Source organism: Corynebacterium hesseae, from assembly GCF_037850265.1.
Lineage (GTDB): Bacteria > Actinomycetota > Actinomycetes > Mycobacteriales > Mycobacteriaceae > Corynebacterium > Corynebacterium hesseae.
This window is the reverse complement of record NZ_CP137211.1, coordinates 1987734-2007842: the sequence shown is the minus strand read 5'-3', so window position 1 is coordinate 2007842 and position 20109 is coordinate 1987734. Positions and strand designations below refer to the sequence as shown.

At 59.1% G+C, this 20109-nt stretch carries 16 protein-coding genes and 1 tRNA gene; 11 read left to right on the top strand and 6 right to left on the bottom strand.

Going from position 1 to position 20109, the window contains the following annotated elements; genetic code table 11:
* Positions 1-165: 165 nt before the first annotated feature.
* From R3O64_RS09335 to R3O64_RS09325, 3 genes are read left to right on the top strand one after another with little or no spacing between them, the layout of a single operon-like run.
* A complete protein-coding gene (locus tag R3O64_RS09335) occupies positions 166-1545 on the top strand; it encodes a glycine--tRNA ligase (RefSeq protein WP_070530241.1) in 1380 nt (459 codons plus the stop codon).
* The gene (locus R3O64_RS09330) at positions 1545-2063 is read left to right on the top strand and encodes a hypothetical protein (RefSeq protein ID WP_070530243.1); all 519 of its coding nucleotides are present in this window, start codon (positions 1545-1547) and stop codon (positions 2061-2063) included. Before R3O64_RS09335 ends, R3O64_RS09330 begins: the two co-directional genes overlap by 1 nt.
* The gene (locus R3O64_RS09325; RefSeq protein ID WP_070597391.1) at positions 2063-2482 is read left to right on the top strand and encodes a hypothetical protein; all 420 of its coding nucleotides are present in this window, start codon (positions 2063-2065) and stop codon (positions 2480-2482) included. The genes R3O64_RS09330 and R3O64_RS09325 overlap by 1 nt, the downstream gene beginning before the upstream one ends.
* 603 nt (positions 2483-3085) lie before the next feature.
* Here R3O64_RS09325 and R3O64_RS09320 read toward each other — a convergent pair.
* Positions 3086-5125 carry a TPM domain-containing protein gene (locus R3O64_RS09320; RefSeq protein ID WP_339016760.1) on the bottom strand — a complete coding sequence of 680 codons (2040 nt, stop codon included), beginning with the start codon at positions 5123-5125 and terminating at the stop codon, positions 3086-3088.
* Positions 5126-5169: 44 nt separating this feature from the next.
* Here R3O64_RS09320 and R3O64_RS09315 point away from each other — a divergent pair, with 44 nt between their 5' ends.
* The 3 genes from R3O64_RS09315 (at position 5170) to R3O64_RS09305 (ending at position 10572) form a co-directional block, all read left to right on the top strand.
* A complete protein-coding gene (locus R3O64_RS09315; protein WP_339016759.1) occupies positions 5170-5754 on the top strand; it encodes a YdcF family protein in 585 nt (194 codons plus the stop codon).
* Positions 5755-5765: 11 nt separating this feature from the next.
* Entirely contained in the window at positions 5766-7040 is a 1275-nt protein-coding gene (locus R3O64_RS09310; protein WP_339016758.1) for a deoxyguanosinetriphosphate triphosphohydrolase, read from the top strand.
* A 253-nt stretch (positions 7041-7293) separates the two neighbouring features.
* Complete coding sequence (locus R3O64_RS09305; RefSeq protein WP_339016757.1) at positions 7294-10572, top strand: LamG-like jellyroll fold domain-containing protein; 3279 nt, start codon at positions 7294-7296, stop codon at positions 10570-10572.
* Between the two features lie 39 nt (positions 10573-10611).
* Here the strand turns inward: R3O64_RS09305 and R3O64_RS09300 are convergent, their stop codons facing one another.
* Together R3O64_RS09300 and R3O64_RS09295 are read right to left on the bottom strand one after the other, a co-directional pair.
* The gene (locus R3O64_RS09300) at positions 10612-10845 is read right to left on the bottom strand and encodes a barstar family protein (protein WP_070519618.1); all 234 of its coding nucleotides are present in this window, start codon (positions 10843-10845) and stop codon (positions 10612-10614) included.
* A gap of 3 nt (positions 10846-10848) precedes the next feature.
* Entirely contained in the window at positions 10849-11358 is a 510-nt protein-coding gene (locus R3O64_RS09295) for a ribonuclease domain-containing protein (RefSeq protein WP_339016756.1), read from the bottom strand.
* A 157-nt stretch (positions 11359-11515) separates the two neighbouring features.
* Here R3O64_RS09295 and dnaG point away from each other — a divergent pair, with 157 nt between their 5' ends.
* Positions 11516-13444 (top strand): DNA primase, encoded by a 1929-nt coding sequence (gene dnaG, locus R3O64_RS09290; protein ID WP_070624483.1) that lies wholly within the window; start codon positions 11516-11518, stop codon positions 13442-13444.
* Between the two features lie 50 nt (positions 13445-13494).
* On the opposite strand, the gene R3O64_RS09285 is transcribed toward dnaG, so the two are convergent.
* On the bottom strand, positions 13495-13770 hold the full coding sequence (locus R3O64_RS09285) for a hypothetical protein (protein WP_070519625.1): 276 nt from the start codon (positions 13768-13770) through the stop codon (positions 13495-13497).
* Positions 13771-13977: 207 nt separating this feature from the next.
* Here R3O64_RS09285 and R3O64_RS09280 point away from each other — a divergent pair, with 207 nt between their 5' ends.
* Positions 13978-14115 (top strand): hypothetical protein, encoded by a 138-nt coding sequence (locus R3O64_RS09280; protein ID WP_154736808.1) that lies wholly within the window; start codon positions 13978-13980, stop codon positions 14113-14115.
* 96 nt (positions 14116-14211) lie between these two features.
* Positions 14212-15369 carry a non-hydrolyzing UDP-N-acetylglucosamine 2-epimerase gene (gene wecB, locus R3O64_RS09275; RefSeq protein ID WP_339016755.1) on the top strand — a complete coding sequence of 386 codons (1158 nt, stop codon included), beginning with the start codon at positions 14212-14214 and terminating at the stop codon, positions 15367-15369.
* Positions 15370-15975: 606 nt separating this feature from the next.
* Here the strand turns inward: wecB and R3O64_RS09270 are convergent.
* Positions 15976-17184 carry a glycosyltransferase gene (locus R3O64_RS09270; protein ID WP_339016754.1) on the bottom strand — a complete coding sequence of 403 codons (1209 nt, stop codon included), beginning with the start codon at positions 17182-17184 and terminating at the stop codon, positions 15976-15978.
* Positions 17185-17498: 314 nt separating this feature from the next.
* On the opposite strand from R3O64_RS09270, the gene R3O64_RS09265 reads away from it, so the two are divergent.
* Both R3O64_RS09265 and R3O64_RS09260 read left to right on the top strand, forming a co-directional pair.
* Complete coding sequence (locus tag R3O64_RS09265) at positions 17499-17651, top strand: hypothetical protein (RefSeq protein WP_339016753.1); 153 nt, start codon at positions 17499-17501, stop codon at positions 17649-17651.
* Between the two features lie 887 nt (positions 17652-18538).
* Positions 18539-19621, top strand: a complete 1083-nt coding sequence (locus tag R3O64_RS09260) for a DUF6270 domain-containing protein (RefSeq protein WP_339016752.1) — start codon at positions 18539-18541, stop codon at positions 19619-19621.
* A 260-nt stretch (positions 19622-19881) separates the two neighbouring features.
* Here R3O64_RS09260 and R3O64_RS09255 read toward each other — a convergent pair.
* Positions 19882-19954, bottom strand: a tRNA-Asn gene (locus tag R3O64_RS09255).
* Positions 19955-20109: the final 155 nt, after the last annotated feature.

The following is a 20109-nucleotide window of genomic DNA, read 5'->3' as shown; positions in this document are numbered from 1 at the left end:
TGGGGGAGAGTTAAAAAGAGAGATATAGGTACTATAGCTGAAGAATGCGAAAAAGTGTATAAAATGCACCACAGTTTCGGGGTGAGGGCACGCGGTGTCAGGGGGCGCGCTAGACTAGGCCGCACTGTATAAAGACTGTCCCCTACCAGAGGAGTCCCATTAGCTATGGCATCCGTCATTGATACCGTCGTCAGCCTGTGTAAGCGCCGCGGCTTGGTCTACCAGGCAGGTGAAATTTATGGCGGTTCCCGCTCTGCGTGGGACTACGGCCCGCTCGGTGTCGAGCTCAAGGAGAACATTAAGCGCCAGTGGTGGCGTCACATGGTGCAGTCCCGCGACGATGTCGTGGGCGTCGATACGTCCGTGATCCAGCCGCGCCAGGTGTGGGTGTCTTCCGGCCACGTCGAGGTCTTCACCGACCCGCTGGTGGAATCCAAGCACACCGGTAAGCGCTACCGCGCGGATCACCTCATCGAGGCTTACGAGGAAAAGCACGGCCACGAGCCGGCCAATGGCCTCGCTGACATCAACGATCCGGAGACCGGCCAGCCGGGTGACTGGACTGAGCCGAAGGCCTTCTCCGGCCTGCTCAAGACCTTCCTTGGCCCGGTCGACGATGAGCAGGGCTTGCACTACCTGCGCCCGGAGACCGCGCAGGGCATCTTCGTGAACTTCAAGAACGTGATGACCTCGGCCCGCATGAAGCCGCCGTTCGGCATTGCGAACATTGGTAAGTCATTCCGTAACGAGATCACCCCGGGTAACTTCATCTTCCGCACCCGCGAGTTCGAGCAGATGGAGATGGAGTTCTTCGTCAAGCCGGGCGAGGATGAAGAGTGGCACCAGTACTGGATCGATGACCGCTACAACTGGTACGTCGACCTGGGCATCAAGGAAGAGAACCTGCGCCTCTACGAGCACCCGAAGGAGAAGCTCTCCCACTACTCCAAGCGCACCGTGGACGTCGAGTATGCCTTCGGCTTCAAGGGCTCCAAGTGGGGCGAGCTGGAGGGCGTGGCTAACCGCACGGACTACGACCTTTCCGTCCACACCAAGGGCTCGGGCGAGGACCTGTCCTACTTTGACCAGGAGTCCGGCGAGCGCTGGACCCCGTACGTCATCGAGCCGGCTGCCGGCCTGGGCCGCTCCATGATGGCCTTCCTCGTTGACGCTTATGACGAAGAGGAGGCCCCCAACGCAAAGGGTGGCACCGACAAGCGCGTGGTGCTGCGCCTGGACCGCCGCCTGGCGCCGGTGAAGGTGGCCGTGCTGCCGCTGTCGAAGAAGGAAGCGCTATCCACCCCGGCTCGCGAGCTGGCGAATAAGCTGCGCGCGAACTGGAACGTGGAGTTCGATACCTCCGGCGCCATCGGCCGCCGTTACCGCCGCCAGGATGAAATCGGCACGCCGTTCTGCGTGACCTATGACTTCGACACCTTGGAGGACAACGCGGTCACCGTGCGTGAGCGTGACTCCATGGAGCAGGAGCGCGTCAAGCTCGACGAGCTTGAGGCTTACCTGGCCGCTCGACTGATCGGCTGCTAATGCATTACACCAGCTGGGACCGCAGCGACCGCAAGAACCCGGTGCTCCTCGTGGGGGAGGGTCCGGCGTCGCTGGGCATGTTCCAGGAGCGCTCGGCGGACGTGGAAGGCGAGCACTGGCGCTTGGGGCTCGATGATTTGGGCGCGTCGGTGACGCTGGAGGATGACCGCGTCTACCGCCTGGCGGGCAACCCCAAGCGCGATAAGCGCTTGGAGGCTTCCTTAGATGGGCGCACGTTTGCCTTCATCAACGAGGCCGGCGGCGACTGGATTGTTGAGGACCACGACGGGCTGAAAATCGCGCAGTTCTCCTCGAAGAACTCGGGTGTGCGTAAGGCCATCCTGGAGTTTGAGGGCGAGAAGAGCGATGATTCCGATGACCTCAATCATTCGGAGATTGCGGCGCTGAGCTGGTTTACGCGTGTGATTCTGGAGGCGCGGACGCAGAGCACCGCTATCCCGATCATCGCGACGTTGGTGCTGCTGACCATCGTTGCGGTCGTTGTGGTGCTGCTCTGATGCAGCGCTGGGTGTGGCACGACGGGGCGTTGGCGGATGGCGCGGGTGAGGTCATCGCCCGCGTGAGACCGACGGGCCTGCTGCTTCCTGGAACGGGTGCCACCATCGCCTTCGAGCACATCCCGGGCGCTCGCAGCTTTACTGTACGCGGGCCCGACTTTTCGGCGGAACAGACCAGCTTCACAGTGAAAAAGCTGCGCGCGGTCTGCCAGGGCCGCGAGTACCTGCTCGAGCGCACGAACCCCTTCCGCCGCGAGCGCCGCATCCTCGCTCTCGCAGACGCCAACGAGGTCGCCCGCACCGCCCCGCGGGGCCGCGACCTCGAGGTTGCGGTGGGCGAGCTCCCCCTCGCGGACGCCGCCTTCACCAGCTACTGTTGCCTGCTTCTCGACGGCTCCACCCGCCCCCTTCGCACCTAACCTACCTTCCGCGATATAGCCAGAACTGGCGTGGAAACTTGGGTGATTTCATTAAAAGGGGAGCTCTTCTGGCATCCTTGCTCGGCTTGGTATGCCAGTAGAGGGTTCTAGTTAGATGGTTGCAGTCATAAGGTTTGTTTACCCCCAAACGAACCATCTAGCTCGGTGCAGAAGGTTTACTTGCCCCCAAGTAAACCGTTTGACTGCAGCCTTTTGAGAGAAGCCTTTTGCCGAGAACCATGTGCATGACTGGTTTACGCCTACCGTGTGTTTGCACCACCCCGTATCCGAGGAACTGATTGGCTGGCTACCGAGCCGGGGTCCAATCGCCGGATGCGTGCACAGGAAATCCGGCCGAAGGCATCTCGCAAACGGCATCCGACAGAAGGCATCTGAAAAATGGCGTCTGTCAAAAGGCGTCTTTGGGGCTGAAAACGCCATGTGGAGGGCGCAAAAGGCGTTTTTAGCTGTGAAAACGCCTTCTAGAAGATGCCTTGTGCAAGGCGCCTTTTGCGAGATGCCATGTGGGGCCGCCCCGGTTATGAGATGCCGGGTGTAGGCCGCGGGCTTCGAGGCCTAGGCGCGAAAAGGGGGAGGGAGCGGCTAGAAGGAGCCACCGCGGAAACCGCCTCCGCCTCCGCCGCCCGAGAAGCCACCGCCGCCGAAGCCGCCGCCACCGGAGAAGCCGCCGCCGAAACCGCCACCGCGGGAGCTGCCGCCGCCGAGGATTTGGCCAATGACCATGCCGGTGAGGATGTTGCCCGCGGCATCGGTGGCCTGGCGGCGCTGCTCCCGGCGGCGGTAGGCCTCCAGGTCTTCCTTCGCGCGGTTGAGCGAAGTCTGCGCGGCAGAAGCGGCATCGCGGGAGTAGTTCAGCGCCGCGCGCAGGTCCTTGGAAGCGGAGTTCTGGGCTTGGGCGAAGAGGCGGGAGGCGTCGGCAAGCGCGACGCGCGCATCGGGGCCCACCACGCGGCCGCGCGAGGACAGCAAGTCTTCCGCCGCCTGGATGGCGGACTCGGCCGCGGCAATCTGCTGGCGGTAGAGCGCAATCTGGCGCTCGCGGGTGGCGTTGGTTTCGCGGACAGTATCGAGCTGCTCGTCCAGCTTGCTATCGAGCGCCGTCAGCGCGGTGTACTGCCCCAGCGGATCGGCCTTGCCCTGCTGGCGAGCCGCACTGAGCGCCTCCCGCGCCTGGGCGAGTAGTGACTCCAACGCGGACCAATCCGCCGGGGAGCCCTGGGCCTTGCCGCGCTGTTCGAGGTGCTGGGCTTCGGCGATTTCTTCCTCGACCTCATTGATGAGCGCCGGCAGGTTATCCTGCGCCGCGGTGATCGAGTTCTCGGCGTTTTCCACGGCGCTGAGCAGACGGTCAGAGACCTCCAGCGCATGCTCGGCATCGCGGATATAGCCCACCAACGGACCCTGCTGCCCGGCGGGCTGGGACTGCAGCACGCGGCCGCGCGAAAGCAGCTTCTCGGCCTCGTCGAGCGAGACCTCCGCCATCTCCGGGTTATCCGCAATCGAGGACAACGCCTCCGCGGAATGAGAAGCACTGAGGGATGACAATGTCGTGCGCGCCTGCGGCAAGCGCCCGCGCAGATCGACGGTGCGCTGGGTCAGCTCATCCAGCTTGGAACCGGCGTTGATGAGCAAGTCCCGCATCTTGGCAAAGTCCGCCGCCTGCTCATCCAACGCATCATCTGCCTGCCCGCAGGAAGAGATAATCTCCACCAGCATCTGGCGGCGCTCCGAAGTCGATTCCGGTAGGTTGTCCTGCAGCTTCTGCTGCAGCTGGAACGCTTTCTGCAGTGTTAGCGTGGAGTGGTTCATCGCGCGCGTAAACGGGCGGGTGCGCTCGGGACCGAATTCGGCCACCGCGATGTCGAGCTCCTCCTTGCCGCGGCGGATCGACTCATCGGTGGAGACCAGTTCCTCCTGCGCCAGTTTCTCCAACGTATCCATATCCAGGCGGTCGAGCTGCGCGGTATTGCCCGGCTCAATCTGGCGCGCGGACTCCAGAGTGGCCGCCGAGTCCTTCTTTGTCTTGCGCCTGTTGGCCACCGCGATTCCGCCACCCGCCAAAGCCAGCGCGCCCGCGCCGCCAGCTAGCCACAGGCCTCCGGAGCCATCGGAGTCAGAAGCAGCAGAAGCGCCAGAAGACGACCCCGCAGAACCGGAAGCGGCAGCGTCGACAAGCGCAAGCGCGGAGGGGCCGTACTGGTGACCGTCGGCAAGCTTGGCGTAGGCCGCGTCATACATCGCATCCAGGCGCCCACGCGGCCAGTCTTTACCCGTCTGCACGCCCACGGTGGAATCATCCACGCCCACCACATAGGCCGCGGAGTTCGGGCCCTTGGACTGCACAATCTCACCCGCATAGCTTTCCGCGCCCTCCGGCAGCGAGGAGGCAAAGACTACGAAAATCACCACGTGGTTCTCCTGCTGCAGCGCGGCAATCTTGTCCTCCAACTCGGCCTTCTCCGAGTCCGAGAGCACCCCCGCCTCATCCGTCACCTTATCCGTGAGCGAGGCCGCCTCCGGCGCGGCAACAACGAAGTCCGCCGCCACGGCGGGGCTAGCAGTGGCCAACCCCAACACCACAGCGGCAAGGGCGGCGCGACCAAAACGAGCAGCAGTAGTCATGCGCACCACGATACCTTCCCACCCAGCGCTAGAGTGGTCAGACAGTGAAGTACGTTATTGTCCTCGGCGCCGCACAGTATGACGGGCGCCCCTCCCGCATCCTTCGCGGCCGCGTGCGCTTCGCCGCCGAGTACGCCGCCGCGCACGACCTGCCCATCATCACCGTGGGCGGGAAGCTGCCCGGCGATAGGTTCACCGAAGCCGGGGTGGCTAAGCGCATGCTTGACGACGATCCCCTCAACGTCACCGCCCTCGAAGAAGGCCTGGACACCCGCAGCGAGCTGATTGCCGCGCGCGAGAAGCTGGGCGTGACCGAGGCCGTCATCATCACCGATCCGCTCCACCGCCTGCGCACCTTCCTTATCGCCCGCCAAGAAGGAATCACCGCGACCGTTATGGGCACGCCCTATTATCCTTCCCCGCGTTTCTCCATCCCGTGGTGGCGCTACCTTGCCCACGAGACCGGCGGCTTGGCCTACCTGGGCCTGCGCACCCTGCTGGGGGAGGAGCGCACCGATGGCGTGCGCGTGGCCTTCTACCGCATCGAGCGCATTATCCGCCCCAACCAGGCCCTGCGCCACCGCGTCATTGGCGCGAGGCAGACCCAGGAAGGCCAGGACTCCGCCTAAACTTAAAACCCGTGAGCTATTCCTACCGCGCAGAAGACGTCGCCCGCCTCGCTTCCGAGTCCCCCAAAGGCTCGGCCCTGCTCAAATCCGAGGAGCACCGTGGCGCCTTCTCCCGGGACCGCGCCCGCGTCCTGCACTCCGCGGCGCTGCGCCGCCTAGCGGATAAGACCCAGGTGGTGGGCCCGCGCGATGGTGATACCCCGCGCACCCGGCTTACGCACTCCCTGGAGGTCAGCCAGATCGCCCGCAGCATCGGTGCCGGCTTAGGGCTGGACCCGGACCTGTGCGACATGGCAGGTCTGACGCACGACATCGGCCACCCGCCCTACGGCCACAACGGCGAGAATGCGCTCAACGAGGTGGCCCTCGGCGGCTTCGAGGGCAACGCCCAGACCCTGCGCATCCTGGCCAAGCTGGAGCCCAAGGTGGTTTTGGATACCCCGGCGGGCCCGCGCAGCTATGGCCTCAACCTCACCCGCGCCTCGCTCGATGCCGCCTGCAAATACCCCTGGACCAAGACCAACCCGGATGGCACGACCAACCGCAAATACGGCGCCTATGACGAAGACATAGACGTGCTGGAATGGCTGCGCCAGGGGCACTCCGACCAGCGCAAGTCCATGGAAGCTCAGGTTATGGATTGGTCGGATGATATCGCTTATTCCGTCCACGACGTCGAAGACGGCATCATCTCCCGCCGCATCTCTTTGAACGTGCTGTGGGACCTGGTGGAGCTGGCCAACCTCGCGGACAAGGGCGCCAAGGCCTTCGGCGGCACTGCCGACGAGCTCCTCGAGGCCGCCGACCGCCTACGTCAGCTGGATGTCATCAATGCCATCGGCAACTTCGACTACTCCCTGCGGGCTTATGCCAACTTGAAGAAGATGACCTCGGAGCTCGTCGGCCGCTATGTGGGCGCCACCGTTTCCGCCACGCTCGCGGCTAACGACGAACCGCTTGGCCGCATGAACGGCGACCTCGCCGTCCCGCCGGGCGCGGTGGCGGAGGTAACGCTGCTCAAGACCATCGCCGTGCTCTACGTCATGGACGAACCCGCCCACCTGGCCCGCCAGGACCGCCAGCGCGAGCGCATCTACCGCGTCTACGACTACCTCGTGGCCGGCGCGCCGGGCTCGCTGGACGCCACCTTCGCCTTGTGGTGGACCCAGGCCGACACCGACCTGGAGCGTGACCGCGCCATCATCGACCAGATCGCCTCCATGACGGAATCGCGCCTTGAGCGCCTGGCGCAGCGCAGCGCCGAGCTCTTCGGCTTCTTGAGCTAGGGCTGAGCTAGCACACCAACGCACCCTGCCCACGGGAAGAAGGCGGGGCAGGGCCGTGCTGTTCGCAACGGCCGGGCGAAGCGGGAGGTATCCGTCACTCGATAGTTAAACACCGTTTACTTTGACGTCATGCACCTGACAACTCGTTGTTAAACGAGCGGCCTAGCCTCGGGCGGGCCGTAAACTGTGCGGCTCCTGTGGAGCCCTCAGAAGCGGAAGTCTCTTCATTTTTGCTATCTGTCAAGGAATTTTTGTGTCTCAAAAGAAGTCTCAGAAAAAACTGCATCAAGCCGCGCTGATCGCCTCCATCAGCCTCGTTGGCTCAAGCCTTGTTGCTCCCGCATTTGCCTCCGCCCAGAACCTGCCCAAGGCAGACATCCTGGACTTGTCCTTGGAGAACGGGACCATCAGCAACTCCGCATCCGATGCCGCACCGCTGAGCATCGGCGCGCCCACCGTGGAGCAAGACAGCGTGCTTGAGCGCCCCGTGGCCCACTTCGACGGCCGCAAGGATGCCGTCGGCTTCGACATCGGAGACAAGTTTCACCAGATCAAGGACGGCTTCACCGTCGAATGCGTCTTCCGCTACGACGGAGAATTCGACGGCAACGAAAAGAGCCTCTGCGCCAACAAGGAAGCCGGCGGCTGGGCCATGGTCATCTACGGCGACCAGCTCACCTTCACCGTCAACGGCAGCGACGGCTACAAGAAAGCCCAGCAGCAAGTGGAACCGGGGCAGTGGTACCACGCGGTGGGCGTCTACGACGGCACCAAGAGCGAGCTCTATGTCAACGGCGCCAAGGTGGCTGAGAACACCGAGATCAACGGTGAGGTGACCAAGCCCAAGTCCAACTCCACCGCCGTGATGATCGGCGCGGACTCCGGCCGGGATAACGCCGCCCAGTTCTACTCCGACGCCGTCGTGAGCGAAGCCCGCATCTTCTCCGATCCGCTAGGGGAGGAGGAGATTTCCGCCCTCTATGAGGACTCCAACCTGAGCACCGACAAGAAGGCGGAAATCACCGGCTCCACCCCGAGTACCGGTCAGCACCTGACGGGCCCGGTGACTTTCGACGTCCAGTTCAACGACGCCGCCCTCATCTCCCGCGAGCTCACCTACGCCCTGGATGGTGAGGAAATTGAGCGCGGGCAGGAAATCGGCACCGGCCTCAAGGAAGGAAACCACTCCATCCAGGTCGAGGGTCGCGATGTCTTTGGCAACCCCATCTCCCAGGCCATCGACTTCACCTCCGGCAACCTCCCGGGTGCCGCCGGCACCGACTCCACGCCGAGCGGCGAGGGCGTGACCATCTCCGCCCGCGCGGACAACCCGAGCGGTGGGGAGGTGGAGACCACCTTCACCGAAGCAGACGTTGCGGTAGCAGACAAGGGCTTCCAGGGCACTGTCACCGAAATCCCGGAGAGCCTGGACTTTGAGTACGAAGACGGCGAGGACTTTGACAAGTCTCTCAACCCGGACAACGAGGACGCCCAGGCGACCAGTTCCACGGAGAACATGCCCTTCCAGCGCTTTGATCTGAAGGTCAAGGACGCAGAGAAGAAGACCCACGACCTCGCCTGGTCCGGCACCGTGGATCCCAAGCGCTCGGTGCGCCTTATGGCCTGGAATACCAAGACCAATAGCTGGGAGAAGCTGGCAGAAACCCGCGGCGCGGCCGACGCCGAAGTCAGCCTCAGCGCGGAAGTCAACCAGGATTTCGTCGACGGCGAAACCATCCACACCATGCTGGTGGGCTATGACGTCTTTGCCGATGACCTCAATGAGCCCGTCAACGAAGAGTTCGCCGACGCAGGCGACTATGACTTTTCCATCGCCCACCACACCGATACCCAGTACCTCTCCGAAGGCGCGGTAGAGAAGGCCACCGCCGAGGAACGCAAGAAGTGGGAAGACGGCTACACCGCCGCCACCCAGTGGATCGCGGACAACGCCGAGAAGCGCAAGATCGCCTACTCCGCCCACACCGGCGACATCATCGAGAACTGGATTGGCAAGGACAATGACCGCCCTAATGCCAAGAAGGAATTCGAGGTGGCCTCCAACGCCCAAAAGATTCTGGAGGACGCCGGCGTGGTCAACGGCGTGCTGCCCGGCAACCACGACAACCAAAGCGGCGCGGACGTCGGCGCCGACAACCTCTACAACGAATACTTCGGCCCTGAGCGCTACGAGGCGCAGCAGGGCACGGGCAAGTGGGCTGAGCAGGACGCCTCCTACCACCCCTATGCTGAGGGCGATAACGACAACCACTATGACTTGTTCTCCACCAACGGCATGGACTTCATCGCCCTGCACCTGGGCTTTGACGTCACGGAAGAGGAAGCCGCGTGGGCGGATAAGGTGCTCAAGCAGTACTCCGACCGCAACGCCATCCTGCTCACCCACGCCTACCTCAAGCCTTCCGCCAACCCGGATGGCCGCGGCTCGGACTTCTCCCACGACGGCGTGATGGTCTATGAGAACGTCATCGAAAAGAACCCCAACGTGGCTCTGGTTCTGGCTGGCCACGAGCACGGTGTGTCCATTGTCACCCGCAAGGACGTTGGCCACACCAACAACCACGTGGTGGAGCTTCTCGCGGATTACCAGTTCTACGAGGTCGGCTCCGATGATCTGGGCCTGACGGAGCTAGGCAAGTATGACGGCGACACCGGCCTGCGCTTTGGCTCCAGCTACCTGCGCCTCCTGCAGTTCGATCTGAAGAACTCGGAGATGGTCGTTGATACGTATTCGCCGCTTCTCGACGACCACAATGCCACCGAGTACGATGACCGCCACCGCTACAACGGCCACGAGGACGAGTTCCGTGTGCCGATCCAGTTCCAGACCCGCAAGACCAGCTTTGCGACGAACTCCATGCTCGCCCTGACCGATACCGGCAAGGAGATTGGCAAAGACACCGCCAAGTCCGGCTGGCCCGCCAGCGTCACCTACAAGGACGTCAAGGCCGGCCAGGCTTATGGTTGGTACGCTACCTCCGCCGACGCCTCCTCCAAGGAGGACACTAAGCCCGGCATCGTGCGCCAGTTCGGCGTCTTCACCGCGCAGGAGCAGCAGGAGAAGGATAGCGAAGCCCCTGAGCTCACCGTCCCGAGCGGCAAGCTCACCATCACCAAGGGTGAAAAGGCAAACCTCCTCGAGGGGGTTAGCGCCAAGGATGATAAGGACGGTGACCTCACCGACAAGGTGAAGGTGATGGGCAACATCGACACCGCCAAGCCGGGCGTCTACTCCGTCACCTACGCCGTGACCGACTCCGCCGGCAACCAGGCTCTTGCCTCCCGCGTCGTGGAAGTCACCGCCGGCAGCGAGGGCGACAACACTGACAGCAGCAGCGATAGCGGAAGCAGCAGCGACAACAGTTCCAGCAGCTCGAGCCGCGGAAGCGCCCTCCCCGCCATCCTCGGCGCCCTCTTCGGTGCCGCAGGCGCCACCGCCGTCATCGCCGGCCTGCTGAACTACCTCGCGCCGGAAGTGCGCGATACCGTCAAGCGCGCCCTCGGCCTCTAAGGCCCCGGCGGGCTAACCACCCGCCGGTCTACAACCTCACTAGCGCACCAGCGCGACACCCTGGTCCTCCAGCACCATGCTGATGGGGGCCAGGTCTTCTTCCACCATGTCAAAATCCGCAGCAATAATCGCCACGATGTGTTGCTCGCGGAGGAAGTCCGCCAAAGCGTCAAGGTTGCGCGGGGCACCGGACGTGCAGCCGTGCAGGCGGCCGAGCGCGCCATAGAGATCCTCGCGCGTGCGGATGGGTTCAGTAATGAGAATGCGTTGCATGTCTTAGTCCTCCGCGTCCGGGATACTGCAGAAGCTGTCGTAGTGGTCATCGGTGTAGTACCAGACATCCGGGTCGGTCTCGCTGCCGCCACCGGTAACAATGCGCTTGGCCCCGCGGTGCCCAATCCCCGGGGTTTCCACGGTGTATTCGCGGTAGTAATTCTTTGCCTGCTGCGGCAGCGCACCCTCATAGTTTCCGAAACGCACGTTGTCGTTATCGGGGTAGTCATAGGGCCCACCGGCCAGGATATCCTCGGCGGTCTCGTGCGCCTCCTGCGGCAGGGAATCCATGGCGCAGGTGGGCAGGTCTGTTCCGCCTTGCTTGGCGACGTCCCCCTTATCCCCACCAGCGGCAGAGGACGCACCCGCCGCAGCGGACGACGGTGCCGCCTTCTGGTCCGCGCCATCGCCGGAGCCACCAAGGTCAATGCCGAAGTAGCCCGCGACGAGGACTAGAACCGCGCCACCGATGATGGCCGGCAGCGATTTTTTGGAGGGGGAGGATTGGGACATGGCCCCCATCATTGCAGGTATAGGGCCTGAACCAGAAATCCGGATCAGGCCTTTTATTAATACCCACCGCAGGGTCTTTGCGGATGTGGGACTCGGCCGCCCGGCTCCACCCAGCCGTGGGTACCTGTAGCTCCGGCGGGCGGGGTAGTCTGTACGCATGGCACGAGGCAGAATTCCGGACAGCGATATCCAAGCTATCCGTGAACGCGCGCCTATTGATGAAATCGTGGGCGAGTACGTTCAGCTCAAACCCGCTGGCTATGACTCGCTGAAGGGATTGAGCCCCTTCAAGGATGAAAAGACCCCGTCCTTCCATGTGCGCCCGCAGCGCGGCTATTATCACTGCTTCTCCACCGGCAAGGGCGGAGACGTCTTCAGCTTCCTCATGGAGATGGAGCAGGTCTCCTTCCCGGAGGCCGTTGAAGCCGTAGCCCAGAAGATCGGCTACCACATCAACTACCAGGGTGGCTCCACCGGTGCGCGCGATGAAAAGCCCGGCACCCGCCGCCGGCTTATCGCCGCGAACAAGGCCGCGCACGAGTTCTACCGCCAGCAGCTGGAGACCCCGCAGGCCGCCACTGCTCGTGAGTTCCTCCTTGACCGCGGCTTCTCCAAGGAAATCATCTACGCCTTTGAATGCGGCTATGCCCCGGAGGGCTGGGACACGGCTACTAAGCACTTGCTGCGCATGGGCTTTTCCTTCGAGGAGCTCGACGCCGCCGGCATTTCCAAGATGGGCAAGCGCGGTCCCATCGACCGCTTCCACCGGCGTCTGCTGTGGCCCATCAAGGACCTGTCCGGCAACGTTATCGGTTTCGGTGCGCGCAAGCTTTTCGACGATGACAAGCTGGGCAAGTACATGAACACCTCCGAAACCATGCTCTATCACAAGTCCAAGGTGCTCTTCGGCCTGGATTTGGCCAAGCGCAACATTGCGGAGCAACACCAAGCTGTCGTCGTCGAGGGCTATACGGATGTCATGGCAATGTATGCCGCGGGCGTGAAGACCGCCGTGGCTTCCTGTGGTACCGCCTTCGGCGCGGATCACCTGCAGGTATTGCGCCGCCTCATGTTGGATGATTCCTACTTCCACGGCGAGCTCATCTATACCTTCGACGGCGACGAGGCCGGACAGAAAGCCGCGATGCGAGCCTTCGAGGGCGAGCAGAAGTTCACCGGCCAGTCCTTCGTTTCCGTAGCCCCTGATGGCATGGACCCGTGCGATCTGCGCCTCGCGCGTGGTGATGCCGCGGTGCGTGACTTGGTGGCGGACCGCATCCCCATGTTCGAGTTCGTCATCCGCTCCGTCATCTCAGACTTCAGCATCGATACCGCGGAGGGCCGTCTCCAGGCCCTGCGGCGTGCGGTGCCCGTGGTGGCCCAGATCCGCGACCAACCTCTGCAGCGCGAGTACGCCCGCCGCCTTGCTGGCTGGGTGGGCTGGCCCGACCCGGAGGAAGTACTTCACCAGGTACGCCAAGAGGCGCGCAAGCCGAAGAAGGAGCAGCGCCCGCGTTTTGCCTCACTGGAGCAAACATCGTCTGTGCCCGCGCAGACCAACGCCCCCGTTATGCACATACCCGGCCCCCGCGAGCCGCACCTATGGCCACAGCGCGAGGCCCTCAAGCTGGCCCTGCAATTCCCGCAGATCGCCGGCAGCTACTTCGACGGGATTACGGAGGATGCCTACTCCAACGAGGCCTACCGCACCATCCGCCGCGCCATCTCGACCCTCGGCGGCGTGACCGCCGGTGCCGAACAACCCGGCGTGGAATGGCTGGCCGCCGTAGCTGGCGAAATGCCGGACCTCATGGCTCGCAACTTCGTCTCTGAGCTCGCCGTGGAGCCCATCAAGCTGGGGGAGACCGGCAACCCCGATACCGACCTTGAGGCCTACGCCGATTCCGTGCTTTCCCGCCTCCAGGAAGCCCGCGTGGGCGACCAGGTAGCCCAACTCAAGGCGCAGCTGGGCCGCATGCGCCCCTCCGACGACGAGGAATCCTACAACTCACTCTTCGCGGACCTCGTCGCCCTCGAGCAAGCCCGCCGCGAGCTCAACGACCGCGCTTTCCGCGGCGTGCGCTAACCGACGCCCCCTCTAATCCGCAGCCACGCGCACGCGTTGTAGCGTACGCGCTAATCTTCGTCCGGCTCGTAAATCCGATCCGGTTGCACACCATCCGCGGTGCCGCGCTTGCCGCGGCGCCCCTTGTTGTAATCCTTAAGCTCACGCATGCGCGGTTCCGGGTCCAATCGGTTGGCCACTGCCTTGCGTGCGGAACGCACCGCAGCCTTGGTGGCGGGGGAGTTGACGGCCTTCTCGTAGGCACCCTTAATTTGGTGATAGCGCTTGCGCCCCGCCTTGGTTCCAAAGACGTATCCGGCGGCAGCACCCACAACAAATTGGATCATTGGAAACTAGTCATCCCCTTACTTTTAGCCAGCGCAACAGCCGGCGTTTGCGTACAACGTACGGGCAACGTGCAATTCTCATGAATAGCCTACCTGCCAAACCAGTCCGGGGCAGGTGGCCTTCTGGCAGCGGAGCGAACAGGGATGCCGAATAGATATGACAGGAACTCTTCCCATATTGCATTCGCTTCAGTTAACTTAATACCTGTGAAGACTTCGAAGCGTACGCATGCGGTATCGGCAGCCGTGGCCATGTCAGCGCTGCTAACGGCCAGCGTGGCGGCAGCTGAGCCCCGCACCAATTGCCTTGAAGAACCGCGCGAAGTCACCGTGAGCGAGGACTAGCGTTTATTTTCTATATAACTCTGGGCCATGTGCGCGAAGCATCCGCATTGTAGACTCTTACGGAGATTCTCTCCCAGTAGTCAACAAAGGAAGTCTATGTCTAAGCCAAAGATTATGACCGTGTACGGTACCCGCCCTGAAGCCATCAAGGTGGCACCGGTCATCAAGGCTCTGGAGAAGGACGAGCGTTTCGAGTCCGTCGCCGTCTCCACTGGTCAGCACAAGGAAATGCTGGAACAGGTTAATACTATGTTTGGCATTGAGCCAAAGCTGGATCTTCACCTTATGAAGCCTGGTCAGGGGCTCAATGAGATTGTTTCTCGTGCGCTGATGGGCTTGGATGAGATTATTGATGCCGAGCAGCCTGATGTCATCATTTCCCAGGGTGATACCTCGACTGCGATGGCCGCAGCGCTGGCTGGTTTCCACCGAGGAGTGAAGATCGTTCACCTCGAAGCTGGTCTGCGTACCGGTGACATTCACTCTCCGTTCCCGGAAGAAGCCAACCGAAAGCTCATTGGCCAGGTGGCAGAGCTGCACCTCGCGCCGACTGCAGGTTCGATGGAAAACCTGCGCCGTGAGAACGTCCGGTCGAAGGATATCGCGGTCACCGGTAATACCGTCATTGATGCTCTTCTGGAGGCCGCCAGCTGGGATACCGAATTTGAGGATCCTGCCCTGCAGGAAGCAGCCGAATCTGGCAAGCGCCTCGTGGTGGTCACCACCCACCGCCGTGAAAACCTCGAAGCGATGAAGGAGATCGGCGGCGCAGTCAAGGATCTTGCGGAGAATTACTCGGACATCAACTTTGTCCTTCCGCTACACCTGAACCCAAAGGTTCGTGAAGCTGTGCTTCCGGAAGTGGAGTCATTGCTCAATGTCGTCATCACGAATCCACTTCCTTATGACCAGTTCACCAAGCTGCTTGACCGCGCAACCATCATCCTGACGGATTCCGGCGGAGTCCAGGAGGAGGCCCCAGCACTCGGCAAACCAGTCTTGGTGATGCGCCAAAACACCGAGCGTCCAGAGGCAGTTGTTGCCGGTACCGTGAAGCTTGTAGGAACCAACCGCAGCCTCATCGTGGCGGAAGCCAAGCTGTTGCTTGATGACGACGCCGCGTATCACTCCATGGCCAACGCCGTGAACCCCTACGGCGATGGCAAAGCTGCCGAGCGTGCCGTTGCCGCTATTGCCGAGCTCCTAGAAGTAGGGGAGCGCCTGCCAGACTTTGACCCCAGCGTTGAGGGTTAGTCCAACTGTTTTATGGGGCAGGGTCGACTACTTTGTTGCTCTTGCTCGACTTGGTGGTGTCACCATACTCGCAGACACGGAACCAAGTTGAATTGAAAGAACTTGTTCCCGTTGGGTTACATACTCTGTCTTAGCCCATGCGAAACTGGTGAGCCAACTCAGCACCGTCATCCGATGATTGAACAACTTATCCGGTGATGCTACGACGAGCGGCGAACTGTGATTGAGCACCTTTCGAATCTACTCGCGGCTTCATGAAAAGTCCCATCTTTGGTACCCCGAGCTTGCATCAAAGTACTATTACGGCCATAACATTACCTATTGAAGATTTGCTGCGGTTGATAATCAGCTCAAAGAATAGCTAAATCGTCGGTAAATGACGCCAGTTGCTCCTTTGGCTTTTTATGGAGAGATTCTGTTCGACTCGATATTTGGAACTTGGTAGGACTTCCGCGACCGAGCAAACTGCGATAGCGGGGGACTTTCGGACTACGATTTTCGATCGGTTGGCTATCTGAGACAATCTTTGATTCAGTGGGCTTGTTTTGGTTAGGAAGAAGTAAACGTCGTGAACCAACTTCCCGAAGGTACCGATCCTTGAAACAACTACTCGTCGGTGATGACTTCTAAAGAATGAAGCTCGAGGGGGTGCGCTTTAATGCCAAATGGTTGAATTCCAATTTCTTCAACTGTGAAGTCATGCGGAAGGTTGACGCTGATTTCCTGGATAGTTCTTCCACTATTGGTCTTAATGTAGCGGAAATATCCAATTGAGGAATATGGTGATACCGATAGGCCATTAATTGGGGTTTCACTTGGAACCAAAAGAGTATTATCTGTGGAATTACTGATTCTAAATTTGATGAGTGCCGAATTAGGGCCTACTTCTTCCTTGAATGAGGCATCGATACGAAGAGTGAAGTTTCCATTAATGGGGGGGATTTTTACAAATTCACCCGAGTTGATAGATGGATTCCCTTTAAAGAGCTCCAACCGCTTGCGATTTTTGATTGATCCTCGCATGGTTGGAAAGAGTTCTTCGATATTCCAAGACGGTGGAAGTGAGTCGAAACTATTGAGTTCACGAATGATTTCCAAGTCCTTATTTGCTGCGTCGAATGTGGTGTCTTGCCCCACATGACGGGTCCAAAAATAGGATGGATGTTCGGAGTTTACGATGACTGGGCCAAATTTATCAGCAAGGTGATGAGGCGAATCTGGAGGCGAAATCAATCGGCCATTACTATCTGTGGTATAGATTCCGAGCAAGCCGATCGCAATTTTAGGTCGATAACATTGTCGGAAAGTGCTGAATTCTTCCCCGTTGTAAAGACCAGTAATGCCCGACGCGAGTGAGACCTTCATTCCTGCGAATGCGGGCGAGAGGTATCTAGCAGTTTGATTGAAAAAATCCGGAGTTAGAAGATCGTCGTCGTCGAGTCTGTAGATTCCAAAGGCTTTGGAGCTTCCAGCTAAGTCGAGTCCAATTTTATAGGGGTTAAGTTTACTTTTTCCGTCGGTATGTGGCTCTAGGATGATAAAATCATATTTGCTTGAGATTTCCTTCAGCTGTGAGATGTATTTTTCAGGCATCTCAGTTGAATATCGAATGAGATGACGAATTGGATGCTTTTCCGCCGCAATCGAAATGAGTGGCATACTGAATTTGCTAAGAATATGCAGGCGGGGCTCGATTCGTTCGGGGGCATAAAGATAGTCAAAGTATTCTTTGGCTGAATTAAAAGTGGAAGTTGATTTCCATGCTGGAGATGTGGGATCGTAAATACTGAAGCGAGTAGTGCCTACGAATGCCATTCTGAAATCCTTCTATAGTCCGTCGGTATGAGCTACGCGAGCATTAACCCGCAGTGTTCTAGTTAATACTAGCACGCGTCGGCCTTATGGCGGATGCTGAAATTGGGGAGTAATGCAAGCGTAAAGACCTTTTATGGCCTAAAGGATATTTGGGATTGGGCATTTGAAACTGCCGGTGAAATGGCACTTATGGTTACGGGGGCGAAGCGGGGTGAAGTAGAACTTGACGGGTTCAGAGGGCACCATTACAGGGGTTTCCGGTGCGAAGATGAAAGCTGGTGCGTAGTCATTTGAACACGCAAAGGAGTCGTGCTGTGAAGCCTTCTGGAAACCGGCTCGTCGTCTACACTATCTGCCGTACCATGGAAACCGGTCGTACCATCACCGGTGCTTCTGAAGTAGGTCGCCTTACTATCACCGAGGACACTCCGTTAGTCGCCATTGGCGAGGGGCCGGACTGCGGGTAGCCAGGTATGTCCCGCGACCTCACGGCCCGTCGACTCGTCGTTCTTCCCGTCGTAGGATTCCCACCAGGCTGCAAGTAAAGCGACTCAGATTCCTGTGTGTAGCCATGTCGTGCGTGAGAAAGCTCTTCTAGGTCATACTGGCTTGTGCGGGAGACGGAGCCAAGCGCCCTTACTGAGTCTTGCAGTGTCTAGTTAATGACCATAAGAGTGTTTCAGCCTCCGTCAAAGCACGCGGTGTAGGAAGGGAACTGGTTAACCATGTTGCACCGGATACCTGCCGTCGGAACGCCCTCGACGACCTCTTACCACTTCGGTGGAGTGAGGAATTCTCGGAGTCGATGAACACGTATGGATACATAGTCGCAAACCAGGCCGGGCATCAAACCTGGTGAACATCCTCATTGATATTATTCCGCACTACGTAGCGGCTTTGGCTTCTTTTTTCGGATAGGAATGCAAAAGAAATCCTACATGGTTTCAATCTGTGGATCCACGGCGATAGCAAGCTTTTAACATGTGGGGACTATGTAGCGGAAGTCGACTGCTTCCTCGAAAATATGCTGGAGTAGTTGGGACTTCTGGCGGGCCAGTTCAGTGATCGGATGGACTTCCCTCTTTACAGCTTCAACAGAACGCGTTCTTGGCATAGTGGCCAATCCCTCTTTGGTGCGATAGCAACTGCAGCGCAGGTGTTTCAAGCTGGCTGGGAATGAGAATGCGTATGATTCAATTTGAATCCGATGTTAAGTGCATTTGTGTGACAGTATCGAACAAGATTGCACTATAGCTTGGAAATATGAGTTAGCTGAGAGTGTCTCGAGATGCTTAGAACTTCGACCGTGGCTTAATGTAGAACTGCAGCTGAATGCATTGTCGTATGAAGTCCCGTGACTTCGATTGAATCGTATCTATTAAAAGGAAGTATTGAAGGAATCATGAATACAAGTCAAAGCCTCTTTGCCCTAGACAGTAGTTTGAGCTTCGATTTGAGCTCCGAGTCGGAGGGGGTGTTTCGGATTTCGGGTCAATTCTTTGCAAGGCGAGATCAGAGAATCGTCGTTGGGATTGAGCAAGGGCAAGGGCCTACCCCCAGCGGGTTTGTGCGCTCTCCAGCTGGTTTTGATTTCTTCTATCTTATTGGTACTGGGAGACTCGAGCGATTCGAAAAACAGTTTTCGATGGAAGGTCTATCGAGTGTGAGTATGTTCCTTCGACGGTGGTATACAGACTCTGAAATCTATTTTTCCATAGATGGAAACGATTTTGAAAATGCGGTGTTCGTTATGGGAAGCTGTGTTTCGCGTGATGTCTTTGAATATGTGCAAGTTCCGCTTGCAGGTTATAGAGCACGGTTCAGCTATTCAACACTTCATTTACCGCCTATTTACCACGAAAAAGAGCATCTGGAACTTAACAAAAGCCCATTTCAGAGAAGAATGGTAGAAGGTGATCTTAGTAGGACAAATATTCGGCTCGCACAATTAGCGGCAGGTTCTACTATCTTGGTTGATTATATTGACGAGCGCCTTCCTTTGTTCGTGGGGTCCCGTAGTGTGTACACCGAAAGCCCCGAATATCTGGCAACTGGACTCATACGTGGATCGAAATCAATCGACGTGTTTTCGGAATCGTACTTTATGAATTTTGAAAAAGGATGGAAGTTTTTTACTTCAGCATTGAGCCAAAAGGTCCTCTTGGTTAATAAAGTGTTTTGGGCAACGCATTCCTCGGCGGGACGTCTCTTGCCGGATCAGAAACTCATTGCTAAGCAAAACGCTAAACTACAGCGCCTATATGATATTGCAGCTTGTGGGAGAGACGACAACGTCAGATTTCTTGAGTATCCGGACTCTACCTTCTTGGCGGATGAAAAGCATCGATGGGGGTTAAGCCCATTTCATTATTCGAGCATCTTCTACGAAGCCCAAGCTGATGCTATTCAAAGAGAAGTCATTGGATCCCATTCTTAATTACAGTGGGGGCAGTGGGCTGCTACCCAGCGCTATCTGGGCCAGGGAAAGCTCTCACGACGTGGCCGTCCAGGCGGGCGACCGGCCACATGCGACATCCATATCGATAATGGATGGGATCCGAGCTTTGGTATAGGAAAAGGCTGCGCCGTGCGCTCCTAAATCCACACGAAATGTCCCTTAACCCAACTTAAGTAGTAGCCAGGCGTGGGATGCGGAAACCCTCCTATTGGCTTTTAGCCGATAGGAGGGGGTAACCGCTCCTCCAACTGGGCTCGAACCAGTGACCCTTCGATTAACAGTCGAATGCTCTGCCAACTGAGCTATGGAGGAATGTGCGTATGCTGCTTGGTAAGTTTCCTTAACCGGTGCAACGAGAAGTAACTATATAGGGCCTTTGTTGAAGATTACAAATCGCCTGCACAAAAGCGGTATTGGAGACGTTAGTGATGCGATATTCGGACTTGCTAGCAAGCGCCGCTAAGCTA

What these genes read in the sequence shown, in the direction of transcription:
- R3O64_RS09285 (WP_070519625.1), bottom strand. Translation starts at nt 13,770, where the DNA reads ATGATCCAATTTGTTGTGGGTGCTGCCGCCGGATACGTCTTTGGAACC.
- R3O64_RS09295 (WP_339016756.1), bottom strand. Translation starts at nt 11,358, where the DNA reads ATGTCCCAATCCTCCCCCTCCAAAAAATCGCTGCCGGCCATCATCGGT.
- R3O64_RS09300 (WP_070519618.1), bottom strand. Translation starts at nt 10,845, where the DNA reads ATGCAACGCATTCTCATTACTGAACCCATCCGCACGCGCGAGGATCTC.
- R3O64_RS09270 (WP_339016754.1), bottom strand. Translation starts at nt 17,184, where the DNA reads ATGGCATTCGTAGGCACTACTCGCTTCAGTATTTACGATCCCACATCT.
- wecB (WP_339016755.1), top strand. Translation starts at nt 14,212, where the DNA reads ATGTCTAAGCCAAAGATTATGACCGTGTACGGTACCCGCCCTGAAGCC.
- R3O64_RS09320 (WP_339016760.1), bottom strand. Translation starts at nt 5,125, where the DNA reads ATGACTACTGCTGCTCGTTTTGGTCGCGCCGCCCTTGCCGCTGTGGTG.
- R3O64_RS09330 (WP_070530243.1), top strand. Translation starts at nt 1,545, where the DNA reads ATGCATTACACCAGCTGGGACCGCAGCGACCGCAAGAACCCGGTGCTC.
- R3O64_RS09325 (WP_070597391.1), top strand. Translation starts at nt 2,063, where the DNA reads ATGCAGCGCTGGGTGTGGCACGACGGGGCGTTGGCGGATGGCGCGGGT.
- dnaG (WP_070624483.1), top strand. Translation starts at nt 11,516, where the DNA reads ATGGCACGAGGCAGAATTCCGGACAGCGATATCCAAGCTATCCGTGAA.
- R3O64_RS09335 (WP_070530241.1), top strand. Translation starts at nt 166, where the DNA reads ATGGCATCCGTCATTGATACCGTCGTCAGCCTGTGTAAGCGCCGCGGC.